A 23,273-nucleotide genomic window follows, 5' to 3' on the forward strand; every position below is an offset into this window, starting at 1 on the left:
AATACTTTTAGTTAATTTCTGCAAATGTATCTCCTTGTTTGATATCACCTGTTTTATACCCTTTCATAAACCAAGCTTTGCGTTGCGCAGAAGTACCGTGTGTAAAAGACTCTGGAACAATATGTCCTTGTATTTTAGCTTGAATAGCATCATCTCCTACCGCATGTGCAGCACTTAAAGCCTCATCAATGTCTCCTGCTTCTAAGAAATTATTCATTTTTTGATTGTAATGCGTCCAAACACCTGCATAGAAATCAGCTTGTAATTCAAGTGCTACAGATAATTTATTGGCGTCCGCCTGACTTTTCCCTTCTTGCATTTGTCTCATTTTATTGGAAGTTCCCAATAAGGTTTGCACATGGTGCCCTATTTCATGTGCAATAACATAAGCGGTGGCAAAATCGCCTCCTTGAGCGCCAAATCTTGTTTTCAACTCTTCAAAGAAAGCCAAGTCCATGTATACAATTTGATCAGCTGGACAATAGAAAGGTCCTGAGGCAGACGTTACATTACCACAAGCGGTTTCTACACCACCTGTAAACAATACTAATTTAGGATTTTGAAATTGCATATTATTTTCCTGAAATATTTTTGACCAGACATCTTCATTATCTGCAAGAATGGTTTTTATAAATTGTTGCTCTTCAATTTCTTGTGCGGTTAAGGCTCTTTGTTCAGTGGGAGCACTATTTCCTTGATTCATTTGTTCTAGTATTGGCGTAAGCATTTGCGCATTTTCGCCTCCAAAAAGATTCAGTAGTAAGATTATCACACCAATAATTCCACCTCCAACAATAGTTTTTCCTCCCGAAGACATTCCTCTTCGGTCTTCCATATTATCACTTTGACGTCTTCCTAACCATTTCATAATCAGTATTTTTTAGATTATAGATTAATTTAATATTATAAAATTACATAATTTAAAAGAATAATTATTGTTTTTTCTGAAGATGTTATTTTATCCATTTTATAAATGTTTCTTCAATAATTCCTTTAATTATGGGTTTTGAAATGTAATCACTCATGCCCGCTTTAAGACACTTTTCTTTTTCTTCTCTTTCTGTACCTGCTGTTATTGCAATTATTGGTACATTTTGCCCAGATTTTAAATTCCGAATAAGTTCAGTAGCTTCATAGCCATTCATGATTGGCATTTGGATATCCATAAAAATAATATCTGGATTTATTGCTTCAAACTGTTCTACGGCCTGCTTTCCATTTACAACTTCAAAAATAGTTGGATGTATGGGTAGGTGTTTAATAATGGTTTTGAGCAATAACATATTTACTTTGTTATCTTCAACAATCAAAACCGTAATTTTTTTAGTAGAAATATTCATTTTAGCCTTACGATCGTCAATAGAATCAAAATCAGTTATAGCCTGATTAACATTAATCGAAGCTTCATTGCTGGTTTTTAACTTCAAATCAAAATAGAAAGTACTGCCTAATTCGATGGTGGTATCCAGTTGTAAATGACTGTTCATCAAACCTAATAATTGGTTTGAAATAGTTAAGCCTAGACCTGTGCCTCCAAATTTTCTTGTGGTTGAGCTGTCTTCTTGAGAAAAAGCCCTAAATATTTTCTTTTTATTCTCTTCTAATATTCCAATTCCCGTATCAATTACAGCAAAGCGAATTATAGCATGCGAATCATTTATTTTTTTAATTACCGAAACATTTAATTTGATGGAACCCTTTTCTGTGAATTTTACAGCATTCGCTAATAGATTAATCAAAATTTGTTTTAATCGAACACTGTCTAGCCAAAAATATTTTGGAATATCGGATGCAATATTTAGTTCTAGATTTAATTTTTTTTGATTGGATTCATATAAAATTAAATCGATGACTTGTTTAAGCATTTCATGAATATCATATTTTTCAATATACAAGTCTAATTTTCCTGCTTCAATTTTTGAGAAATCAAGAATATCATTGATAATGTCAAGTAAGGAATGGGCGGATTGACTAATGGTCGTCATGTATTTTTCCTGAGTAGTACCAAGATTAGTTTTCATTAATAAATCAGTAAAGCCAATAATCCCATTTAGCGGGGTTCTGATTTCGTGACTCATATTTGCCAGAAATTCTGATTTGGCTTTATTGGCGGCTTCTGCTAATTCCTTTTCTTGAACTACGGTTTCCGACTGTTTTCTTTCTGTTATGTCAATAAAAATGCCCTCTAAGAATGCAATTTTTCCATCTTTGTATATGGTGTCACCAAATTCTTCCACCCATACAACCGTTTTGTCTTTGTGTATAATCCTGTAAATAATATGAATCGGAATTTTAGAGTCGATTGCCTTTTTTTGAGTAGCTATGGTTTTTAATTTATCTTCGGGATGAATTAAATCAATGAATGATAATTGATTCGTTAGAAAATCATTTTTTGGATATCCGGTAAGCTTTTCAATCTCATCATTAATATAAATTTTTGTATTGTTTTCATCATAATTTGATAAATAAACAGTTCCGGGAATATTATTGGCTAATAATCTAAATTTTTCTTCACTTTCATATATAGCCGTCTCGTTTGTAATACGTTCTATTGATGAGGCTATATTCCTGGCTAGTGTTTGTAAAATATTAACTTCATCCTCGGACCAGTGTCTTTCATTTTGAGTATCATCAAATCCTAAAAAACCATGAAACTTATTTTTCACGAAAATTGGAAAAAGGATTATGGAGACAACATCAAGATTTTCTAATTTATTTCGAACAGAAGCATTCTCAATTTTTGGAACTATTGCTTCATAAATTTTGTTATTTAAAAGCGGTGTCAATAACTCTTCAAAAAATTCATGTGGTAGATTTTGAAGTTTAATATTGTTTTCCGTAATTTTAATATTGTTAATTACCCATCTGTATTTTTGACTTATTAACCCTGTATTACTGTCATTTTCGTAGTAATATGCCCTGTGGGATTTGGTGGTTTTACCCATAATAATGAGCACATCCGAGAAAATATCGTTTATGTCACTGCTGCTCAAAAATTTCTCTGTACAAATTGCCATTGCAGATAAAAGGTCACTTTTGTATTCTAATTTTTTTTCAGTTTCATAGCGGCTGTGAGAAATCATAGTCAATGATAAAATATCCGAAATGGTTCTGGCAAAAATTATATCCTCATTGTCCCAGTTTCGTTGCGTTTTTGCAGTTTCAAAACTGATGGTTCCGGATAACTCTCCATTTATAAAAATGGGAATGTCAAGTTGTGACTTAATATCGTTTTTTAAGAAATAGTCTTTAACAAATTCAGATATTTCCCATTTATTAAAAACGTCAGGAGCACTAATCTGTGTTTTGTTTTTTATCGACTCAAAATAGATGGGGTAATTTTTCTTTTCTAAGATGTATCCTTTAGAATATGAATTATGGTCTAAGTCATATAAATTTTCACAGGTAATTGTATCTTCGGTGTATTTCCAATAACTTACTCGATTGCATTTAGATACTTTAGCTGCTAATTCAATGATTTGCATTACACTAACGTCTAAATTTTTATAATTGCTAAAGTTGGTTGTTGATAGTATTTTTATAGCTTCGTTATATTCTTCTACTTTTACTTGGCGTGTTTTGCTTTCAGTTTCGATATCTTTAAACTTAGTGATATCTCTAGCAATACCTGAATAGGCTATTACTTCTCCAAGTTCATTTCTCCGGATAATCACTTTTTGGGAAACCCACAATTCTTCTCCATTTTTTTTTATTAATGGAAATTCAATGGTAGGAAAATAATTTTCATTAAGCAATAAATTTTGATATAAATCTTTGATACTGACAAGGTAATCCTCCCGTACAAATTCGGAATAATTCCGATTTATGATTTCCTCGGATTTATAGCCCAAGCATTTAATAGTAAAGTCATTGACGAATATAAAATCACCGTCATTATTGACTTCGAAAATTAAATCAATAGCATTTTCAATTAAATTTTTATATTGATTTTGTATTTTAATTTCGTTGGTTACGTCTTGTCCAATGCCAATTATTAAATCATCTGAAAATTTCTTATCATTCCATTGAATGTGTTTGTATGTACCATTTTTACATTTAAGCTTACGGACAAAAACTCGATCATCTTTAAATTCAGTTCCATAATCTTGACTAAAAAACTCGGTATCTTCTGTTACCTTCCAATAGCCTAATCCCATGACCTGATCAACGGTATATCCTAAAATTGATTCTACATTTTCGCCACAAAACACAATTTCTCCTTTAGGGTTTGTTGCAATAATCAATGAGTTTCCTTTATTTACAATTTCATTAGCAAATCTAATTTTATCTTTAATGTTTACTAAAGACATGTGTCTTATGTGATTAATAATTAGAACTATTAACGAATAATTGAATAGTATAATATTAGATTTTAAGGGCACTAATTTAAAAATAAAAAGAATGCTCAAAAAAATAAAAATTAGAGAAACAAAAATCCAGTATAACTTGATAGGTTTAATAATATTAAAAGAAAAGAAAAAATAGGCTATAAAGGCAACTAGAGGTATAGTGTCTAAGGGAAATAAAATTACATTACGAGAGATTACACCAAAATAGAGTACGAATATGACAATAAATATATTTTGAATATTTCGATATATAAATTTTATCTTTTTACTTATAAAATACAAACACCAGATTGAAAAACCAATGCTACAATTTAAAATTAATAGGCTTTTAGATCTGATCTTAAATATCTCAAAACTAATTTCAAGAAAAGGCACTAAAATCCCTAAGAATAACAGATACAGTTGGTATTCTTTTTGAATAGCATCTAATTTATTGTAATTAGCCGTAATGTTTTTGTTTATAATAGTTTTAATTTTAAGAAAATTATAAACTAATACAGCACCTAAAGCGATCAAAAAGGATACTAATAGCCAAGTGGAGGAGGTAATGTTTATTCGGGAAGAGCTAAGCAGCAATAATTTATTTAAAATCAAAATAATTTGTATCCAAGAAAAAGTAAAATTCTGGAGTATTACAGCTGATAAGCTATAGTATAATACCATAGTCGATTTTTAGGAGGTTTTGTAAAGAGTAGATTTGGGATGCTATCTTTTGAGGGTCAATGTAGGAAAAAAAATTAAATAAAAACCAAAAGAGATTAGTATTTCTATCATGGTTTTTATTTAAAAAAAATTTGTTTTTTTTATGTGTTTTCTTCAAATTCAGGCTCATTTTCAAATCCAAGTATTTCACTGTAGATGGAATAATACAAAGAATACATAAAGGGTAAGGTAAAAAATATTCCGATGCAACATCCTATTAATCCGACTAATGTGCCAACTGATCCCACAACAATTAATCCTAGAAGTACCAGCGGTTGTTTTGAAACAATCAAGATACTAGTTTCTATAGCTTCAACAGCTTTTAAATTTCCAAAAATAATTAGGGGTATCATCAAAACACTAAATAGTGTGATTGTTATTGTAACAACAAATTCAATAAGGGGTATCTGGGTGTAATTAATTATTGCACTAAGTATGGAGCTAGTTACAGTAACGATAAAGGTTGCTATGAAAAGTTCTTTGAAATAAGGTGACCTATAGTACCCAAACATAGTCGATACATGAAATTCTTGATCTCTTTCAGCACAATACGCCATTTTTATTAGTCCCGCCGGAAAAGGACTTAACAAACAAGAAGTTAAAACAGATATTCCTGAGAAAATTAATAAGGTATTTAAGCCGAAATTTTCAGGTTTCAAATTTTCAGGTTTTAAAAAATCTAAAATTGCAGGACCTCCAAAAATTGCAATCAGTACTCCAAATGCTAAAATACTGAGTAGAACAAAAAACACAAAAATCACTAAACCACCATAGAGTGCAATCTTTTTATAATTTTCGAAGGCATGGTTGAAAACATCGCCGAAATCTAAGATATATCCATTTTTTTTTATTTCGTCAATTCGGTCTTGTGTATTTTTTTTCATTGGTTTGTAAATTGGTTCATTATTTTTTAAAATAAATTTCTTCAAACGGTATACGGAATCGTTCTCCATAAATACCAGTATCGTCTCTAATTCCACAACCTAAAATCATGTTTATTGCTGCAGAAGGAGGCAAATGTAATATTTTTTTAATTCTCAGCGAATCAAAACCTTCCATTGGACAGGTATCGTACTCTATGGCTGCCATACTAATCATAAAATTCTGAGCAGCAAGTCCCGCGCTTTTGTGAGCAACAATGCGCATGTCGCTTTGTCTGGCTTGTCTATAGATGGGTTTGAATAAACCAATGACTTGAAATACAAAAAATTTTAGCATTCCAATACTTCCTAAGAAATCAAAATAAAGAGCTGGAATAATTTTTTGATAATAATTCAACGCAAATTTTTCTCTTTTCGAATAGTCAGCATTTGGCTTATTACCATATTGCGTTTTTAAGTAAGTGATATTCGATTGTACTCTTTTACGCCACAAATCTTTCCTTACTACAACGACTACAATTTGTTGTGCTGTTTTTGCTGCATTTTGATTAAAACTGGCTTTAGCAATTTGTTGGATCAAGTCATGGGAAACGATGTGATAAAATTCCCAAAGTTGCATGTTGCTGCTTGTAGGTGCCAGAGTTGCTAACTCGATACATTCCTTAACTTTTTGTTCCTCAATATTTATGTTTTTAAAAACCCTAACGGAACGTCTGTATTTTATGGCTTCGCTTACCGTTTTTTCATTGGTTACAACCATTTTAATATTTTTTGAATGGTTTTTAATTTGTTTTTATAGGGAGCATAACGCAAAGGCAAATCAAGCCAAGTCCCTTTTTTTACGATGGCTTTTTTATGGGAAAAAATATCAAAACTTAATTTTCCGTGATATGCTCCCATTCCTGAATTTCCAACACCGCCAAAAGGCAGGCGATTGTTGACCAAATGGATCACCGTATCATTAATGCAACCGCCACCAAATGAATATTTTTGCAACACTTCATCGATAAAGGATTTATTTTGAGAAAATAAGTAGAAGGACAATGGTTTTTCGAAGCTTGAAATTATTTTTTCAATATCCGTTTTTGATTTATATGAAAGTATGGGCAGAATTGGTCCAAAAATTTCCTCTTTCATTACTAAGCTATCCATATTTGGTTCATCTAATAAAGTAGGGGCGAGGTATAGTGATTCGCTATTGGATTGTCCTCCAAAAAGGATTTTCTGATTTTCTAACAAGCGCAATTGTCGTTGCCAGTTTTTAAGGTTGATGATTCGGGCATAATCTGGAGATTCTTCTGGATTAATCCCAAGTGCTTTTTCAATTTCCTGAATTAAAAATTTCACGAAAGTATCCTTTATTTTATGGTGTACCATAATATAATCAGGTGCAACACAGGTTTGTCCGGCATTTATGATTTTCCCCCATACAATGCGTCGGGCACTTAATTCTAAATTGGCAGTTTCATCAACAATACATGGACTTTTTCCGCCCAACTCTAATGTAACTGGGGTTAGATTTTCAGCAGCTGCTTTAGCGACTATTTTTCCAACGGCAACACTTCCTGTAAAAAAAATATAATCCCAACGTTTTTTTAATAATTCCTGGGCAATAGTTGCATCTCCTGTAATGACCACAACATCTTTTACAGGGAAAGTTTCATTTATAATTTTAGCTATAATATTCGAAGTATTTGGGGTAAGCTCGGATGGCTTTAGAGTTACTTTATTGCCGGCAGCAACAGCAGCAATAAGCGGACATAAGGCCAGTTGAAAAGGATAATTCCAAGGCGACAGTATTAATACATTTCCATAGGGTTCACTGTAAATGAAATCAGATGACGGGAAATTTAAAAAAGAGGCAAAAACTCTTTTTGGCTTGGCCCATGAATCGATATTTTTTATGGTTTCTTTTAAATCACTGATGACATAATTAGTTTCGGTTAAAACAGCTTCAAAAGCCGGTTTTTTAAAATCATCATACAAAGCCTTAATAATTGCTTCTTCATATTTGGTGATGACGTGCAATAATTTTTTTAAGGATTCTTTTCGGTACTTTATATTGGTTCTATAATTCATTGGATGATTTTAAATTTAAAATTACATAATTATTATTGAATCCAACTTTCTGTGCCAAATAAAATTAATAAAAAAACAGGAAAAAAATTCTCCTGTTTTATAGGGTAAATGTATGGGTAAACGATATTTTTAGATGTTCTTTTTGTAAAAATGTACATTTGGGTTATACCGCATTCCATATCACATCATCTGGTGTAGGTGCGATGATTTCTATATTTTCTTTAGAAACAGGATGGATAAAAACTAATTTTCGGGCATGTAAATGAATCCCTCCATCCGGATTGCTTCGGTCAAAACCATATTTTAAATCGCCTTTTATGGGTGAACCAATAACTGAAAGTTGTGCTCGAATCTGATGGTGTCTGCCGGTATGAAGATTGATCTCCAACGCAAAATAATTATTGAGTTCTTTGATTATTGTATACTCTAAGCTAGCTAATTTGCTATCAGGAACTTCTTTTACATGTGCTTTTGAAGTATTGTTTTTTTCGTTTCTTTTAAGGAAATGAACTAATTTATCAGTAGTATTCAAAGGTTTATTTTTGACAATTGCCCAATACGTTTTTTGAGTTTCACGGTTGCTGAATAGTTCATTCATTCTTGTCAACGCTTTACTGGTGCGAGCAAAAACGACTATTCCGGTTGTAGGACGGTCCAAACGATGCACTACTCCTAAAAACACCTCTCCGGGTTTGTTGTATTTATCTTTGATGTATTCTTTAACCACATCCGAAAGTGGTTTATCACCTGTTTTATCCCCCTGAACAATATCACCTACTCGCTTGTTTACAACAATAATGTGGTTGTCTTCGTGAAGAACTTGAAGGTTATTTTTAGTAGAAACTATTTTCATTTTGGTTTTTAGATGGTTTGGTTTCTAGACTAGTTAATGATTTAGGTATTGGCTCTAAGAATCTTACTAATATAAAAAGCTAAGAAGTCTAATTTAGTATTGTTCGCTGGTATTAGGAAAATCACTTGATTTTACATCAGCAACATATTGACCAATAGCAGTTGTCATTTCGTCGTATAAATTCATATATCTTCTCAAGAAACGCGGACTAAATTCATTATTCATTCCTAACATGTCATGAATTACTAAAACTTGACCATCAACACCGCCACCTGCACCGATACCAATTACTGGAATTGAAATACTTTGAGCTACTTTCTCTGCTAAATGAGCGGGAATTTTTTCTAATACTAATGCGAAACAACCCAATCTCTCCAGTAATTTAGCATCTTCGATTAATTTATGTGCTTCTTCTTCTTCTTTGGCACGAACGGTATAGGTTCCAAATTTATATATTGATTGTGGTGTTAAACCTAAATGTCCCATAACTGGAATTCCTGCATTTAATATTTTCTTGATAGAATCTTTAATCTCTTTACCACCTTCCAGTTTTACGGCATGACCACCACTCTCTTTCATAATTCTGATAGCGGAACGCAAGGCTTCTTTAGGATCCGATTGGTAACTTCCAAAAGGCAAATCAACAACTACCAACGCTCTTTCTATAGCTCTTACCACCGAGGAAGCGTGATATATCATTTGATCTAAAGTAATAGGCAAAGTGGTTTCATGACCAGCCATCACATTCGAAGCGGAATCGCCCACTAAGATTACATCAATTCCGGCTGTATCAACAATTTTAGCCATAGTGTAATCATAAGCGGTAAGCATGGAAATTTTCTCTCCATTGGCTTTCATCTCAATCAGTGATTTTGTAGTAATCCTTTTATAATCTTTTTTTGCGACAGACATATTTGTTGTTTTAAGATTGTAAAGGTAACAAAATGTATATTTTTATCTTAAAAATGTAACAGTAAAGTTACTTGTTGTACCAATTAATTAAACTAGCAAATCATGAAGAATTTTTAATAATTTTAGGATTATTTATATCCGCTAATTCTCAAGCTCAACACCAAGAAATTCAAAAAGTAATTGAAACTTTTTTCGAGGCTTTTCATGCCAAAGACACTCTGAAACTGCATAATCTTTGTGATGACCAGATAATTTTACAATCGATTGCTGATAATGCCAAAGGCATTACATTATCCAATGAAAAACCTCAAGTTTTTTTTAAATCAATAGCTTCGATTCCTGTCGAAATAAAATTTCAGGAAAAAATACTGAGCTATTCCATTCAAGTCGATGGAAGTATGGCCCACGCTTGGACGCCTTATGAGTTTTATGTGAATGGAAAGCTTAGTCATAAAGGGGTGAATTCTTTTACACTTTTAAATAAAAATTGTTCCAAAACTTCAGAATGGAAAATTGTACATCTTATCGATACCCGAAGAAAGTAAAACCAATTATTTTTTATTTGCCAACATTAAAAAAGGTAATTTTGTGCTTTAATTGATACAAATGCTATTTTGAAAAACATACTCATTATTGACGATGAAGAAAAACTTCGTGGACTTCTGACACGAATAGTAAAGTCAGAAGGTTTTGAAGTTTTTGAAGCCTGTGATTTAAAATCAGGTTTCAAGAAATTAGAACACAATGATATTGATGTGGTACTTTGTGATGTCAAACTTCCTGATGGTAGTGGATTAGATTTTCTTGAAAAAATAAAAACTGTTTTTCCGCTTACAGAGGTTATCTTATTAACGGCCTACGGCAAAATTTCCGATGGGGTTCAAGCCATGAAAAACGGAGCTTTTGATTATATCGTGAAAGGGGATGATAATGATAAAATAATTCCGCTATTATACAAAGCACTTGAAAAAGTACAACTGCTGAAAAAAGTGCAACAACTCGAGAAACGAATTTCAGATAAATATTCCTTTGATACTATTATTGGAAAATCTAAAGGATTAGAACAAGTCATTGATTTAGCCCGAAAAGTAGCCAAAACAGATTCAACGGTACTTTTAACTGGCGAAACCGGAACGGGAAAAGAAGTTTTTGCACAATCGATTCACGAGAACAGCCATCGGGTTGGAAAATCATTCGTAGCACTGAATTGCAGTACTTTTAGTGTAGCAATTCTTGAAAGTGAGTTGTTCGGACACAAACAAGGGGCCTTTACTGGAGCGATAAAAGATAAAAAAGGATTTATTGAAGAGGCCAATGGTGGAACTTTATTTCTAGATGAAATTGGCGAAATGCCATTAGAATTACAAGCTAAATTATTGCGGGTTTTAGAAACCAACGAGTACATTCAAATAGGTGATACTACTCCAAAAAAATCTAATTTTCGACTGATTGCGGCAACGAACCGCAATTTGAAAACGGAAAGTGAAGCACATCGTTTTCGTTCTGATTTGTATTTTAGGTTGAACATTTTTGAGATTACAATTCCGTCATTACGCGAAAGAATAAAAGATATTGCTCCTTTGGCCTATTATTTTGTAGAACAATTTTCTGCTAAAACAAACAAGCAAAAGTTGACTATCGATGCTGAATTTCTACAAAAATTAGAGTTGTATCATTGGCCCGGTAATGTAAGGGAATTAAAGAATATTATTGAGCGATCCGTAATTTTGGTAAATGGGGAATCGCTCACTGCAGATCTTTTGCCTTATGAAATGCAACATCCAATTGAAAAAAATACTAAAATAATATCTGCTTTTTCTATGCAAAGTATTGAAAAACTCCACATTCAAAAAGTATTGAATTACTCCAAAGGTAATAAAGCAGAGACTGCACGCTTATTAGAAATAGGAATTGCAACACTTTATAGAAAACTAGAAGAATACAGCATTCAGTAATTTTAAAGCATAGCCATTAATGGTTTGAATCCTTAAGAGGGTATCAAAACGATAAAAGCCTATCATTATGATAGGCTTTTTTTATGGCAAATTTTAACTAAAAAAACATAAGTTATTAATTTACGGTGTTTTAGGATGAGTTGAGATTTCTTGGAATACATTTTGGCATAAGCGATGAAGAACATAAAAATTATTCTTATGAAAAATCAAGTCACCACGATTTACAAACAAGCAGAACGCTTTGCCGAAATAACTAAAAGAGCTATAATTTCAGGCAACATTGCCAGAGCTAAAAAGTGTCTTGCTTTGGCGGAGCGTCTATTTGCAACGGGAAGCAATGAAACAAAAAATGCGATCTCCAACGTATATGTTTTTTCGGTATCCTCTTTTATGGAATTGCGTCACTGCAACATTTCAAATTTGTTTCCAAAATCGTTGAAAGCGGAATACATCAAACAAATCAATGCTTCAGGAGTGTAATTGTAATATGGTTTTTGTGAAATGTAAAAACTAAACAACACCAGATTAAAACATTTTTCACTTCCTATATTTTACTTCTTAATATTTAAACCTTAACATTTTTGACTATGATCACTATTCTATTACTCGCATTAGCTGTTTTATTGTTTGCGATTTGCTTTAAATCCGTCGAATTTTTTGAAAAAATCTAAATTATGACTGCACTATTTATTGTCGCGCTTGCCGTTTTTGGCTATTTGGTTTATGTATTAATCAAACCCGAAAAATTTTAACTCAATTAAACTAATTTTTATGAACACAGAATTATTTGGCGTCATTAGTATTTTTATTGTTTCCATAGTTTTGGCTATTCCTTTAGGAAAGTATATTGCCAAAATATATTCAGGCGATAAAACATTACTTGATCCGATTTTCAATCCAATTGAAAATTTTATTTTCAAAATCAGCGGGATCAATGCCACGGAAGAAATGAACTGGAAACAACATTTAAAAGCGCTTTTGAGCGTGAATATGGTTTGGTTTTTTCTTTGCTTTTTTATTTTACTGTTTCAAGGTTCAATGCCTTTAAATCCGGATAACAATCCAAATATGTCACCTGATCTGGCATTTAATACTGCTATTTCATTTGTGGTAAACTGTAATTTGCAGCATTATTCAGGGGAAACAGGAGTTTCATATTTATCTCAATTGTTTCTAATGTTCTTGCAATTTGTTTCAGCTGGTGTTGGGATGGCAGCAGCAGCAATGGTTTTCACTGCAATGAAAGAGAGATCTACGGATACATTAGGGAATTTTTATACTTATTTTATCAAAAGTTGTACGCGTATTTTACTGCCTCTTTCAGCAATTGTAGCGATTGTTTTATTGTTTAGTGGTACACCCATGACTTTTGAAGGAAAAGATGCCATTACTACGTTGCAAGGCGATGCAGTAGAAGTTTCTCGTGGGCCAGCGGCAGCATTTATTGCCATCAAACATATTGGAACCAATGGTGGAGGGTTTTTTGGAGCCAATTCGGCGCATCCGCTAGAGAATCCTACTTATTTTACGAATGCGGTTGAATTGTGGGCACAATTAATAATTCCGTTTGCGATGATTTTTGCTTTGGGCTTTTATTTAAAGAAAAGAAAATTATCCTACGTAGTTTTTGGGGTAATGACCATTGGTTTTTTACTTTTAGTAATACCAACAGTGATTAGTGAACTCAATGGAAACCCAGCCATAGAAAAAATGGGAATTATGCAGGCTACAGGAGCTATGGAAGGCAAGGAAGTCCGTTTTGGCCCTGCCATTTCAGGTTTTTGGAGTATCGCCACAACAGTGATTTCTACAGGTTCAGTCAATAGCATGCATGACAGCTCGATGCCTATTTCAGGCTCGATGCAATTACTGGCAATGATGGTCAACGCCTTTTATGGAGGTTGTGGTGTTGGTTTTTTGAACTTTTATATTTTTATTATCCTCGCTGTTTTTATTTCAGGATTAATGGTGGGTCGAACCCCAGAATTTTTAGGGAAGAAAATCGAAGCTCGTGAAGTCAAAATTGCTGCTTTCATCGCAATTCTACATCCATTATTAATATTGTCAGGAACGGCTTTGGCATCTTATTTTGCTGCAAATGACACCGCAATGGGCTATTGGTTTAGCGGCAACGCTTCAGGCTGGCTCAACAATCCTGGGCATCATGGTTTTTCTGAAATGTTATACGAATATACTTCGAGTGCTGCTAACAACGGTTCCGGATTTGAAGGTTTAGGAGACAACAATCCGTTTTGGAACATCACCACTGGAATTGTGTTGTTATTGAGTCGTTTCCTTCCTATAATTGGTCCTTTGGCCATTGCAGGATTATTAGCGAATAAAAAATACATTCCGGAAAGTGCAGGAACATTAAAAACAGATACAACTATTTTTGGAATAATGGTTTTTGCCGTAATCGCCATTATTGCAGCGTTATCTTTCTTTCCAGCATTAGCTTTAGGACCATTGGCAGAATATTTTACATTAAAATAATATAAAAAATGACTCAAAATAAATCCAATTCATTGTTTGAGAGCAAGCAGGTAAAAGATGCTTTAGTGCAGTCTTTTGTTAAGCTTAATCCTAAAATAATGTTCAAAAACCCGGTAATGTTTACCGTAGAAATCGGAACGGCTATTATGCTTGCCGTTTGTATTGCCATATTATTTGGTGCGCAGGATCAAGGGAGTTTTGCTTATAATTTTATTGTGTTTTTAATTTTATTAGCGACACTTTTGTTTGCCAATTTTGCGGAGGCAATTGCCGAAGCCAGAGGAAAAGCTCAAGCAGACAGTTTAAGAAAAACAAGGGAAGAAACACCAGCGAGACAAGTTTTACCAAATGGTGAAATTAAAAATATCAGCTCATCTGAATTGAAAAAAGGAGATGTTTTTATCTGTGAATCAGGGGATTTAATAGCCACCGATGGTGAAATTATTGAAGGTTTAGCCACGATAGACGAAAGTGCGATTACGGGAGAAAGTGCTCCTGTAATTCGGGAAGCGGGCGGTGATAAATCATCCGTAACTGGAGGAACAAAGGTATTGTCTGATAAGATAAAAGTAATTGTTACAAATGAACCGGGCGAAAGTTTTCTGGACAAAATGATTGCTTTGGTGGAAGGAGCAAGCCGTCAGAAAACCCCAAATGAAATTGCCTTGACCATTTTATTGGCAGCCTTTACCTTAATCTTCGTGATTGTTTGTGTTACCTTGAAGCCCTTTGCTGATTATGCCAATGCGCCAATAACTATAGCTGCTTTTATTTCTCTTTTTGTGTGTTTGATTCCGACTACGATTGGTGGTTTACTATCCGCTATAGGAATTGCAGGAATGGACCGAGCTTTGCGTGCTAATGTCATTACCAAATCAGGGAAAGCAGTGGAAACTGCCGGTGATATTGATGTATTGCTTTTGGATAAAACTGGTACAATCACAATTGGAAACCGAAAAGCAACCCATTTTTATCCTGCAAAAGGTGTTTCGGAAGATGATTTCATTAAATCGGCAGTTTTAAGTTCACTTGCAGATGATACTCCTGAAGGAAAAAGTATTGTGGAATTAGCCGGAAATGAAGTGGCCAACAAACTGTCTATTGAAGGAGCCACTTTAATCAAATTTACTGCAGAAACAAGAACAAGTGGTGTTGTTTTACGAGACGGTACCAATATTAGAAAAGGCGCTCAAGATGCCGCAAAAAACATTACGCTCCAAGCTGGGAACATTTTCCCTGAAGATACCGCTCAAAAAGTAATTGACATTTCCTCTAAAGGAGGAACGCCATTGGTAGTCGTTAAAAATAATCAGGTGCAAGGCGTTATTGAATTGCAGGATATTATCAAAACGGGAATGAAAGAACGTTTTGACCGTTTGCGAAAAATGGGTGTGAAAACGGTTATGGTTACCGGAGACAATCCTTTGACCGCTAAATTCATTGCCGAAGCAGCTGGTGTAGATGATTTCATTGCCGAAGCCAAGCCAGAGGACAAAATGAACTACATCAAAAATGAACAACAAATGGGTAAACTTGTCGCCATGATGGGTGATGGAACAAATGATGCTCCTGCTCTTGCACAAGCCGATGTAGGTGTGGCGATGAACAGCGGAACGCAAGCAGCGAAAGAAGCTGGAAATATGGTTGATCTTGACAATGACCCAACCAAGCTAATTGAAATTATAGAGATAGGAAAACAGCTGTTGATGACTAGAGGAACACTGACTACGTTTTCGATTGCAAATGATGTTGCTAAATATTTTGCTATTGTTCCGGCACTTTTTATCACCGCAATTCCGGCTTTAGAAGGTTTGAATATCATGCGTTTACACAGTCCGGAAACGGCCATTTTATCGGCAGTGATTTTCAATGCGATTATCATTCCAATATTGATTCCGCTAGCCTTGAAAGGGGTTGATTATAAACCAATTGGTGCCAGTGCTATCTTACAAAGAAATCTTTTGATTTATGGACTTGGTGGATTGATTGTACCTTTTATTGGAATTAAATTAATTGATTTAGTTGTAGCATTATTTATTTAAAAAGTAAGAAGTGAAATGTGCGAAGTAAAAAGAGAATCTCATAATGTCAATTCAACATACTTCCACATTTCACATTTTTAAAATAACATTTAACAATAAAAAAATGAAAAATATATTTTCAATATTAAAATTTACACTCTTTATAGTAATATTGTTTGCAATCATTTATCCAATGGCAATTTTCGGAATAGCACAACTTGCTCCAAACAACGGAAAAGGAGAAACGGTTATGGTAAACGGAAAAGTTGTGGGGTATCAAAAAATTGGACAGAAATTCGATAAATCAAACTACTTTTGGGGAAGGCCTTCTGCTGTGGATTACAATGCAGCGGGAAGTGCGGGAAGTAACAAAGGGCCAAGCAATGCGGAATATTTAGCTTTAGTTCAAAAAAGAATTGATACTTTTCTAATCGTTCATCCGTATTTGAAAAAAGGAGAAATTCCATCGGATATGGTGACGGCTTCCGGGAGTGGTTTAGATCCAAATATTTCACCGGAAGGGGCTTTAATTCAGGTAAAAAGAGTAGCAAAAGAAAGAAAATTATCAGTGGTGAAAGTAAAAGCTTTAGTCGAAACTAAAATCAACACACCTGCAATGATGGGGACTTCAACAGTCAATGTTTTAGAGTTGAATGTCGCTTTGGATGCATTGAAATAAATAGAATTCTAATTTAAACAGTTTAGATTTTAATCCTTAAAGGGTTCTAAGGAGTTGATTAAAAATAGATTTTTTAATTATTGAATAATGCTTTTTAGCCCTGATAGCAGTGAAAATCCTTATATTTTTTTGTTTAAAAATATAAGATTGCAACGAATAGCGGGATTAGCTCTAAATAATAAATAATAAAAATGAAAAAATTAATAGGTATAGCATTGCTAGTTTTTGGTGGTACAACGATAAATGCTCAGGAAGTGGAGAAAGAAAAAAGTCCTTTCACGTTTTCGGGTTATATAGAAACATATTACAGTTATGATTTTGGCAAACCCGACAATCATGTCAGACCCGGTTTTTTTTACAGTCACAACAAACACAATGAAGTCAATTTGAATTTAGGAATGGCAAAAGTAAATTATGCCAAGGACAATATTCGGGGAAATTTTGCACTTATGGCTGGAACGTATGCCCAATACAATCTGGCTGCCGAACCGGATTTGTTGAAAAATGTGTATGAAGCCAATATAGGCGTGAAGATATCGGCAACACATAATCTTTGGGTTGATGCAGGAATTATGCCTTCACACATTGGGTTTGAAAGTGCCATTGGTAAAGATTGTATGGCTGTGACCAGAAGTATTTTAGCTGATAATTCACCGTATTACGAAACGGGAGTAAAAATTGGGTATACTTCAAAAAGCGAGAAATGGTATTTGGCGGCGATGTATCTGAACGGATGGCAACGCATCCAGAAAATTGACGGCAATCAAACCCCGGCTTTTGGCACGCAAGTGACTTTCAAACCTTCGTCTTCAGTGGCTTTGAACTGGAGTACGTATGTGGGGAATGAACAACCGGACACGGATAAAAAATGGCGGTATTTCAACAACTTTTATGCCTTGCTTAAAGTGTCTGAAAAAGTAAATATTCATACCGGTTTTGATATCGGAGCGCAACAAACGGCGGTGAAAAGTGATCGCTATGATGTTTGGTTTTCACCAGTTTTAATTGCACAATACAAACCGACCGCTAAAATTCAATTGGCAGCAAGAGGTGAATATTATGCGGATGAAAAAGGGGTAATCATTGCCACAGGAACACCAAACGGATTTAAAACCTATGGTTTCTCGGCTAACTTTGACTATTTAGTGGCTGAAAATTTAATTTTTAGAGTAGAAGCCAGAAATTTAAAAAGTAAAGATGAGGTGTTTTTGAAAGATAATTTGCCCAACAATCAAAACGTATTTTTAACAACTTCAGTAGCGATTTCATTTTAATTTTTTTTCTAAAATATAACTCTAATTGGACAACGAAAAAGAAAATAATGTAAAACACTTTCTTGATTTAATTCAGAAATCACGTAAAGGAAAGTTTAAAGTCTACATCGGGATGAGTGCCGGTGTAGGCAAAACTTTTCGGATGCTACAGGAAGCGCATACGTTGTTGAAAAACGGAATTGATGTTAAAATTGGGTATATCGAAACGCACAATCGCAAAGAAACCCATGAATTGTTAAACGGTTTGCCCGTCATTCCTAGACGTACTCTTTTCTATAAAGGAAAGCAACTCGATGAAATGGATGTTCAGGCGATTATCAATCTGCGACCTGAAGTGGTAATAATAGATGAACTAGCGCATACTAATATTGAGGGCAGCAAAAATGAAAAACGGTGGCAGGATGTTCTGGAGATTTTAGATGCGGGAATTAATGTGATTTCGGCAGTAAATATTCAGCATATTGAAAGTTTGAATGAAGATGTGAAACGCATTACTAATGTTGATGTTCAGGAACGAATTCCGGATAATGTACTGCGATTGGCTGATGAGGTGGTGAATATTGATTTGACATCAGAGGATTTAATTGCACGCTTAAGAGAAGGGAAAATTTACACTGCGGATAAAATTCAGACGGCTTTAAATAATTTTTTTAAATCAGATCAAATTTTACAATTGCGAGAATTGGCCTTAAAAGAAGTTGCGGGCCAAGTACTTAGAAAAGTAGAGAATGAAGTGCCTAAAAATAGTGCTTTAAGGCATGAAAAACTCTTGGCTTGCATTAGCAGCAACGACAAGACAGCTAAAATTGTAATTAGAAAAGCGGCTCGTTTAGCCAGTTATTATAATTGTAATTGGTATGTTTTGTACGTAGTTACACCAAAAGAAAGTAGTGACAAAATTGCATTGGACAAACAACGCCATTTGATAAATAATTTCAAATTAGCCATACAGCTTGGTGCGGAAGTAATCAAGATGGAGAATTCTAATATCACGGATACCATGTTGAAAATTGTGGAACAAAAAAACATCACAACGGTTTGCATAGGAAAACCACACTTCAATTTATTTAAAGTAATTTTATCAACAACGATTTTCAGACGCTTATTGAATAGTCTATCGTTATCAAATGTTGATCTAGTTATATTGTCTTAAAAAGTGTTGAAGACAAATTCATACGGGTGAAAAATAATAACTAATTAAATAAAGAGGATAAGATTGCTTCGCTCCTCGCAATGACAAAATGAGAATTAAAACCAAATTAAATTTAGGCGTTGGCCTACTTTTTCTAATGATAATTATTTTGTCATTAGTAGCTGCATTTTATATTTTTTCTATAAAAAAAGACACTGAAAATATTCTAAAAGCAAATTATAATACTCTAGAGTATTCTAGAAATATGCTTCTTTCACTGGATGAAATTAATATAGATGAAGAAAAAGCAATTGTTGTATTCGAAACGAATCTCAGAAAGCAAATTGCCAATATAACGGAGATTGGAGAGGATAAAGTAACATATAATTTGCAAAAAAGTTTTGATTTTTTGAAAAAAAATAGGACGGATGAAGCTGCGAAAAGCCAAATTCGTCAGGATATTTTCGAGATCATGAAATTGAATATGGTTGCGATTAAAGTGAAAAGTGACATTGCCAAACACACTGCAGAAACAGCTAATTTATGGATTGCCGTTACGGGTACACTTTGCTTCTTAATTGCTTTTAATTTATTGGTCAACTTGCCTAATAATATTGCTAATCCAATAAAAGAGCTTACGGGAAGTATTAAAGAAATTGCCAATAAAAATTACACGGAACGAGTACATTTCATGAATCATAATGAGTACGGTGATTTGGCCAAATCGTTCAATACAATGGCACAAAAACTGGAGGAATACAGCAATAGTAATTTGCATAAACTATCTTTTGAAAAGAAACGATTGGAAACGTTGATTAATAATATGCATGACCCGATTATTGGATTGGATAATGATGGTATTGTATTATTTGCGAATGATGAGGCATTGAAAATCATGGCGTTAAAAGCAGAGGAAGTGATTGGGAAACTGGCTTCTTCGTTGGCATTGACAAATGATTTGATGCGTTCTTTGATTATAAAAGAATTGGAAAACGACGCTAAAAATGCTGGACAAAAATCACTTCCAATGAAAATTTTTGCCGATGGAAAAGAAAGTTATTTCGAAAAAGAAACGGTGACCATTACTATACAGCCAACTGGTGAGGATCAAACGATTACTATTGGTGATGTCATAATTTTAAGGAATATTACTGTTTTTAAAGAATTGGATTTTGCCAAAACTAATTTTATTGCGACCGTTTCGCATGAGTTGAAAACCCCTATTGCTTCTATAAAAATGAGCCTGCAATTACTTGAAAAATCAGAAACTGGAATAATCAATAGCGACCAAAAACAACTCATACAAGGGATCAAAGAAGACAGCCAACGATTGCTTAAAATCACTGGAGAATTATTGGAATTATCCCAATTGGAAACAGGAAATATTCAGTTGAACATGGCAAAAACTAATCCCTACGAGATTGTAAATTATGCTGTTGAAGCAATAAAATTACAAGCTGAACAAAAGCAAATCGAATTGCGGATTGAGGCGGAACCTAATTTATCCGAAGTGAAGGCTGACAGTGAGAAAACAGCTTGGGTTTTAATCAATTTTCTAACCAATGCGATACGCTATTCTTCTGAAAACAGTAGCATTACGGTACAATTGAAAAAAGAAAATAATGAGGTTGTTTTTCAAATAATTGATACCGGAAAAGGAATTGACAGCCGGTATAAAACTAAAATTTTTGATAAATATTTTCAGGTTCCCGGCAGCCATAAATCAGGGACAGGATTGGGTTTAGCCATTAGCAAGGAATTCATAGAAGCGCAAGGAGGGACTATTGGTATTGTAAGTGAATTGGGACTAGGAAGTACTTTTTATTTTAAATTGAGCATGGTTTGATTTTAAATACTTAGGTCTAATTATGGATTGTTTTGATAATTTTTTATCCAACATGACTGTTCACTTTACATGAAATTAATTACGATATTTAATTTCATGTAAAGTGAAATAATTATTACCCCTTTTTTTAAAGTCTAGTAATACAAATTAATAGGTGTCGTCATTCATGTCAGACTCTTCTTCTTTAGCTTTTTTGAAATCATTGTTCAAGAAATGAATATACTTTTTTTTATCGTTTTGATTTTTTCTAATTAGAAATACAATCAAAATAACCAAACAAATAATTACAATACCGATTATTACCCAGTTGATTTCCATTTTATTATAATTTAACAGTTAGATTAAATGTACTGTAAATAATTTAATTTTTGATTATCAGTATTTTAAATTTAGGGTATTTACAAGGAGAACCTTTTTAGTAAAGTTATTGATAAGAAGAAATCATTCAATCGAATTAACAATCAGCCATATTTACGGCAATGGCTAATCCGCCTTCCGAAGTTTCTTTGTATTTGTTGTTCATGTCTTTGGCGGTTTGCCACATGGTATCCACCACTTTATCTAGTGGTACTTTTGCGTTTTTGGGGTCAGTTTCCAGCGCTAATTCAGCCGCATTAATTGCTTTTATGGCACCCATCGTATTTCTTTCGATACAAGGAATCTGAACTAAGCCACCAATAGGATCACACGTCAATCCCAAGTGATGTTCCATAGCAATTTCGGCAGCCATTAAAACTTGTTCTGGGGTACCGCCCATTAACTCGCATAAAGCGGCAGCAGCCATTGAGGAAGAAACGCCTATTTCGGCCTGACAACCACCCATTGCGGCTGATATTGTAGAACCTTTCTTGAAAATGCTGCCTATTTCTCCGGCAACCATTAAGAATTGTTTGATTTCCTTTTCTCCGGCATTATGGTTTTCAATTACTAAATAATACATTAAAACAGATGGAATGACACCTGCACTTCCGTTTGTTGGAGCTGTAACTACACGACCTAAAGCGGCGTTTACTTCATTAACCGAAAGAGCAAAACAAGAAACCCATTTCAGTATTTGTCGAAATTTCACTTCTGTTTTTCTGATTTCTTCAAGCCAGGTTTGTGGCGAATCATAATTGGCTAAGCCAATGAGGTTTTGGTGCATATCAAAAGCACGGCGACGCACATTTAATCCGCCTGGAAGAATGCCCTCTGAATGGCAGCCAATGTACATGCATTCGAGCATCGTATTCCAAATGCGCATTAATTCATGATCGATAGCTGCTTCGGTGCGCATCGATTTCTCATTTTCATAGACAATTTCCGATATGGATTTGTTCTCTTTTTTGCAATAATCCAATAATTCTGCTGCTTTCTCAATTGGATACGGAAAAGCACATTTTATGGCAATTTTCTTCTTGGCGTTGATGCGTTCTTCTTTGACCACAAATCCGCCACCAATTGAATAAAAAGTGGAAACGTATTCGCTATCATCAGTCATATAGGCTGTAAAAGTCATTCCATTGGCATGAAAAGGAAGAAAGTTTTTATTGAAAATAATGTCTTGGAGGAAATAAAAAGGGATCGATTTTTCGTTTCCTAAATTGATTTCGTTTTTTGATTCAATGGATTTAATAATTACATCAATATTTTCTACGGGAATGTATTCAGGATCTTGTCCGCTTAAACCCAGCATTACGGCTAAATCTGTCGCGTGTCCTTTTCCGGTCAAGGATAGAGAACCGTATAAATCTATTTTTACCCTATGTACTGTATGAAGTAAATTTTCGGTTCTTAATTCGCTAAGAAAGCGTTCGGCAGCTCTCCAAGGTCCAAGTGTGTGTGAACTCGAAGGTCCAACACCAATTTTTAACATGTCAAAAACGGAGATACATTCTTCCATCTGTAGTGTGAATTTTGTTGTCTGCAAATATAATAGAATGTAGCAAGGGTACTATTCAAAATTAGAATAATATTGTTTATTTAATAATGAATATTACTGTATTGTTGTTATTCTTCAACAAATATGAATTAATAAAAGCTAGAGGTTTGGTAAAATCAATATTTAATTATTCCAAAATTTACCTTGTGCAATACTTCCTAAATGGCTATTTTTGA

General features: G+C 33.8%; 19 protein-coding genes. 10 read left to right on the forward strand and 9 right to left on the reverse strand.

Going from position 1 to position 23,273, the window contains the following annotated elements:
• Positions 1-7 precede the first annotated feature (7 nt).
• The 7 genes from ypfJ to panB all read right to left on the reverse strand — a co-directional run bounded on the left by ypfJ (position 8) and on the right by panB (position 9,776).
• On the reverse strand, positions 8-868 hold the full coding sequence (ypfJ, locus tag AC0608_RS06720; RefSeq protein WP_478288541.1) for a KPN_02809 family neutral zinc metallopeptidase: 861 nt from the start codon (positions 866-868) through the stop codon (positions 8-10).
• 85 nt (positions 869-953) lie between these two features.
• Positions 954-4,310, reverse strand: coding sequence for a PAS domain S-box protein (locus tag AC0608_RS06725; protein ID WP_478288542.1), 3,357 nt, complete (start codon positions 4,308-4,310; stop codon positions 954-956).
• An 842-nt stretch (positions 4,311-5,152) separates the two neighbouring features.
• Positions 5,153-5,935 (reverse strand): DUF2189 domain-containing protein, encoded by a 783-nt coding sequence (locus AC0608_RS06730; protein ID WP_417961628.1) that lies wholly within the window; start codon positions 5,933-5,935, stop codon positions 5,153-5,155.
• 19 nt (positions 5,936-5,954) lie between these two features.
• Positions 5,955-6,692, reverse strand: a complete 738-nt coding sequence (locus AC0608_RS06735; RefSeq protein WP_478288543.1) for a nitroreductase family protein — start codon at positions 6,690-6,692, stop codon at positions 5,955-5,957.
• Positions 6,683-8,011 carry an aldehyde dehydrogenase gene (locus AC0608_RS06740; RefSeq protein ID WP_478288544.1) on the reverse strand — a complete coding sequence of 443 codons (1,329 nt, stop codon included), beginning with the start codon at positions 8,009-8,011 and terminating at the stop codon, positions 6,683-6,685. The genes AC0608_RS06735 and AC0608_RS06740 overlap by 10 nt, the downstream gene beginning before the upstream one ends.
• A 163-nt stretch (positions 8,012-8,174) precedes the next feature.
• Positions 8,175-8,864 (reverse strand): RluA family pseudouridine synthase, encoded by a 690-nt coding sequence (locus AC0608_RS06745; protein WP_417961622.1) that lies wholly within the window; start codon positions 8,862-8,864, stop codon positions 8,175-8,177.
• Positions 8,865-8,957: 93 nt separating this feature from the next.
• Entirely contained in the window at positions 8,958-9,776 is an 819-nt protein-coding gene (gene panB, locus AC0608_RS06750; protein ID WP_417961621.1) for a 3-methyl-2-oxobutanoate hydroxymethyltransferase, read from the reverse strand.
• Positions 9,777-9,847: 71 nt separating this feature from the next.
• On the opposite strand from panB, the gene AC0608_RS06755 reads away from it, so the two are divergent.
• The 10 genes from AC0608_RS06755 (at position 9,848) to AC0608_RS06800 (ending at position 21,176) form a co-directional block, all read left to right on the forward strand.
• Positions 9,848-10,321, forward strand: a complete 474-nt coding sequence (locus AC0608_RS06755; protein ID WP_478288545.1) for a nuclear transport factor 2 family protein — start codon at positions 9,848-9,850, stop codon at positions 10,319-10,321.
• 66 nt (positions 10,322-10,387) lie between these two features.
• Positions 10,388-11,731, forward strand: a complete 1,344-nt coding sequence (locus AC0608_RS06760) for a sigma-54-dependent transcriptional regulator (RefSeq protein WP_478288879.1) — start codon at positions 10,388-10,390, stop codon at positions 11,729-11,731.
• Between the two features lie 198 nt (positions 11,732-11,929).
• Entirely contained in the window at positions 11,930-12,211 is a 282-nt protein-coding gene (locus tag AC0608_RS06765; protein ID WP_417961617.1) for a DUF7674 family protein, read from the forward strand.
• Positions 12,212-12,405: 194 nt separating this feature from the next.
• Positions 12,406-12,483: a K(+)-transporting ATPase subunit F gene (kdpF, locus tag AC0608_RS06770; RefSeq protein WP_111410498.1), complete on the forward strand. Its 78-nt coding sequence runs from the start codon at positions 12,406-12,408 to the stop codon at positions 12,481-12,483.
• Positions 12,484-12,502: 19 nt separating this feature from the next.
• Positions 12,503-14,224, forward strand: coding sequence for a potassium-transporting ATPase subunit KdpA (kdpA, locus tag AC0608_RS06775; protein WP_478288546.1), 1,722 nt, complete (start codon positions 12,503-12,505; stop codon positions 14,222-14,224).
• Between the two features lie 8 nt (positions 14,225-14,232).
• Positions 14,233-16,266, forward strand: coding sequence for a potassium-transporting ATPase subunit KdpB (gene kdpB / locus AC0608_RS06780; protein WP_478288547.1), 2,034 nt, complete (start codon positions 14,233-14,235; stop codon positions 16,264-16,266).
• A 103-nt stretch (positions 16,267-16,369) separates the two neighbouring features.
• Positions 16,370-16,924, forward strand: coding sequence for a K(+)-transporting ATPase subunit C (locus AC0608_RS06785; protein ID WP_478288548.1), 555 nt, complete (start codon positions 16,370-16,372; stop codon positions 16,922-16,924).
• 191 nt (positions 16,925-17,115) lie between these two features.
• On the forward strand, positions 17,116-18,198 hold the full coding sequence (locus AC0608_RS06790; protein WP_478288549.1) for a porin: 1,083 nt from the start codon (positions 17,116-17,118) through the stop codon (positions 18,196-18,198).
• Between the two features lie 25 nt (positions 18,199-18,223).
• Positions 18,224-19,351 carry a sensor protein KdpD gene (locus tag AC0608_RS06795; RefSeq protein WP_417961606.1) on the forward strand — a complete coding sequence of 376 codons (1,128 nt, stop codon included), beginning with the start codon at positions 18,224-18,226 and terminating at the stop codon, positions 19,349-19,351.
• A gap of 88 nt (positions 19,352-19,439) precedes the next feature.
• Entirely contained in the window at positions 19,440-21,176 is a 1,737-nt protein-coding gene (locus AC0608_RS06800) for an ATP-binding protein (RefSeq protein WP_478288550.1), read from the forward strand.
• Between the two features lie 147 nt (positions 21,177-21,323).
• On the opposite strand, the gene AC0608_RS06805 is transcribed toward AC0608_RS06800, so the two are convergent.
• Complete coding sequence (locus AC0608_RS06805) at positions 21,324-21,494, reverse strand: hypothetical protein (protein WP_417961602.1); 171 nt, start codon at positions 21,492-21,494, stop codon at positions 21,324-21,326.
• Between the two features lie 136 nt (positions 21,495-21,630).
• On the reverse strand, positions 21,631-23,058 hold the full coding sequence (locus tag AC0608_RS06810; RefSeq protein WP_478288551.1) for an L-serine ammonia-lyase: 1,428 nt from the start codon (positions 23,056-23,058) through the stop codon (positions 21,631-21,633).
• Positions 23,059-23,273 lie beyond the last annotated feature (215 nt).

The sequence above is a fragment of the Flavobacterium sp. GNP008 genome (assembly GCF_056428965.1).

Coding starts and splice junctions, on each gene's coding strand:
- AC0608_RS06800 (WP_478288550.1), top strand. CDS start 19,440: ATGAGAATTAAAACCAAATTAAATTTAGGCGTTGGCCTACTTTTTCTA.
- AC0608_RS06790 (WP_478288549.1), top strand. CDS start 17,116: ATGAAAAAATTAATAGGTATAGCATTGCTAGTTTTTGGTGGTACAACG.
- AC0608_RS06745 (WP_417961622.1), bottom strand. CDS start 8,864: ATGAAAATAGTTTCTACTAAAAATAACCTTCAAGTTCTTCACGAAGAC.
- AC0608_RS06740 (WP_478288544.1), bottom strand. CDS start 8,011: ATGAATTATAGAACCAATATAAAGTACCGAAAAGAATCCTTAAAAAAA.
- AC0608_RS06810 (WP_478288551.1), bottom strand. CDS start 23,058: ATGGAAGAATGTATCTCCGTTTTTGACATGTTAAAAATTGGTGTTGGA.
- AC0608_RS06765 (WP_417961617.1), top strand. CDS start 11,930: ATGAAAAATCAAGTCACCACGATTTACAAACAAGCAGAACGCTTTGCC.
- AC0608_RS06735 (WP_478288543.1), bottom strand. CDS start 6,692: ATGGTTGTAACCAATGAAAAAACGGTAAGCGAAGCCATAAAATACAGA.
- AC0608_RS06725 (WP_478288542.1), bottom strand. CDS start 4,310: ATGTCTTTAGTAAACATTAAAGATAAAATTAGATTTGCTAATGAAATT.
- ypfJ (WP_478288541.1), bottom strand. CDS start 868: ATGAAATGGTTAGGAAGACGTCAAAGTGATAATATGGAAGACCGAAGA.
- AC0608_RS06730 (WP_417961628.1), bottom strand. CDS start 5,935: ATGAAAAAAAATACACAAGACCGAATTGACGAAATAAAAAAAAATGGA.
- panB (WP_417961621.1), bottom strand. CDS start 9,776: ATGTCTGTCGCAAAAAAAGATTATAAAAGGATTACTACAAAATCACTG.
- kdpA (WP_478288546.1), top strand. CDS start 12,503: ATGAACACAGAATTATTTGGCGTCATTAGTATTTTTATTGTTTCCATA.
- AC0608_RS06805 (WP_417961602.1), bottom strand. CDS start 21,494: ATGGAAATCAACTGGGTAATAATCGGTATTGTAATTATTTGTTTGGTT.
- kdpB (WP_478288547.1), top strand. CDS start 14,233: ATGACTCAAAATAAATCCAATTCATTGTTTGAGAGCAAGCAGGTAAAA.
- kdpF (WP_111410498.1), top strand. CDS start 12,406: ATGACTGCACTATTTATTGTCGCGCTTGCCGTTTTTGGCTATTTGGTT.
- AC0608_RS06785 (WP_478288548.1), top strand. CDS start 16,370: ATGAAAAATATATTTTCAATATTAAAATTTACACTCTTTATAGTAATA.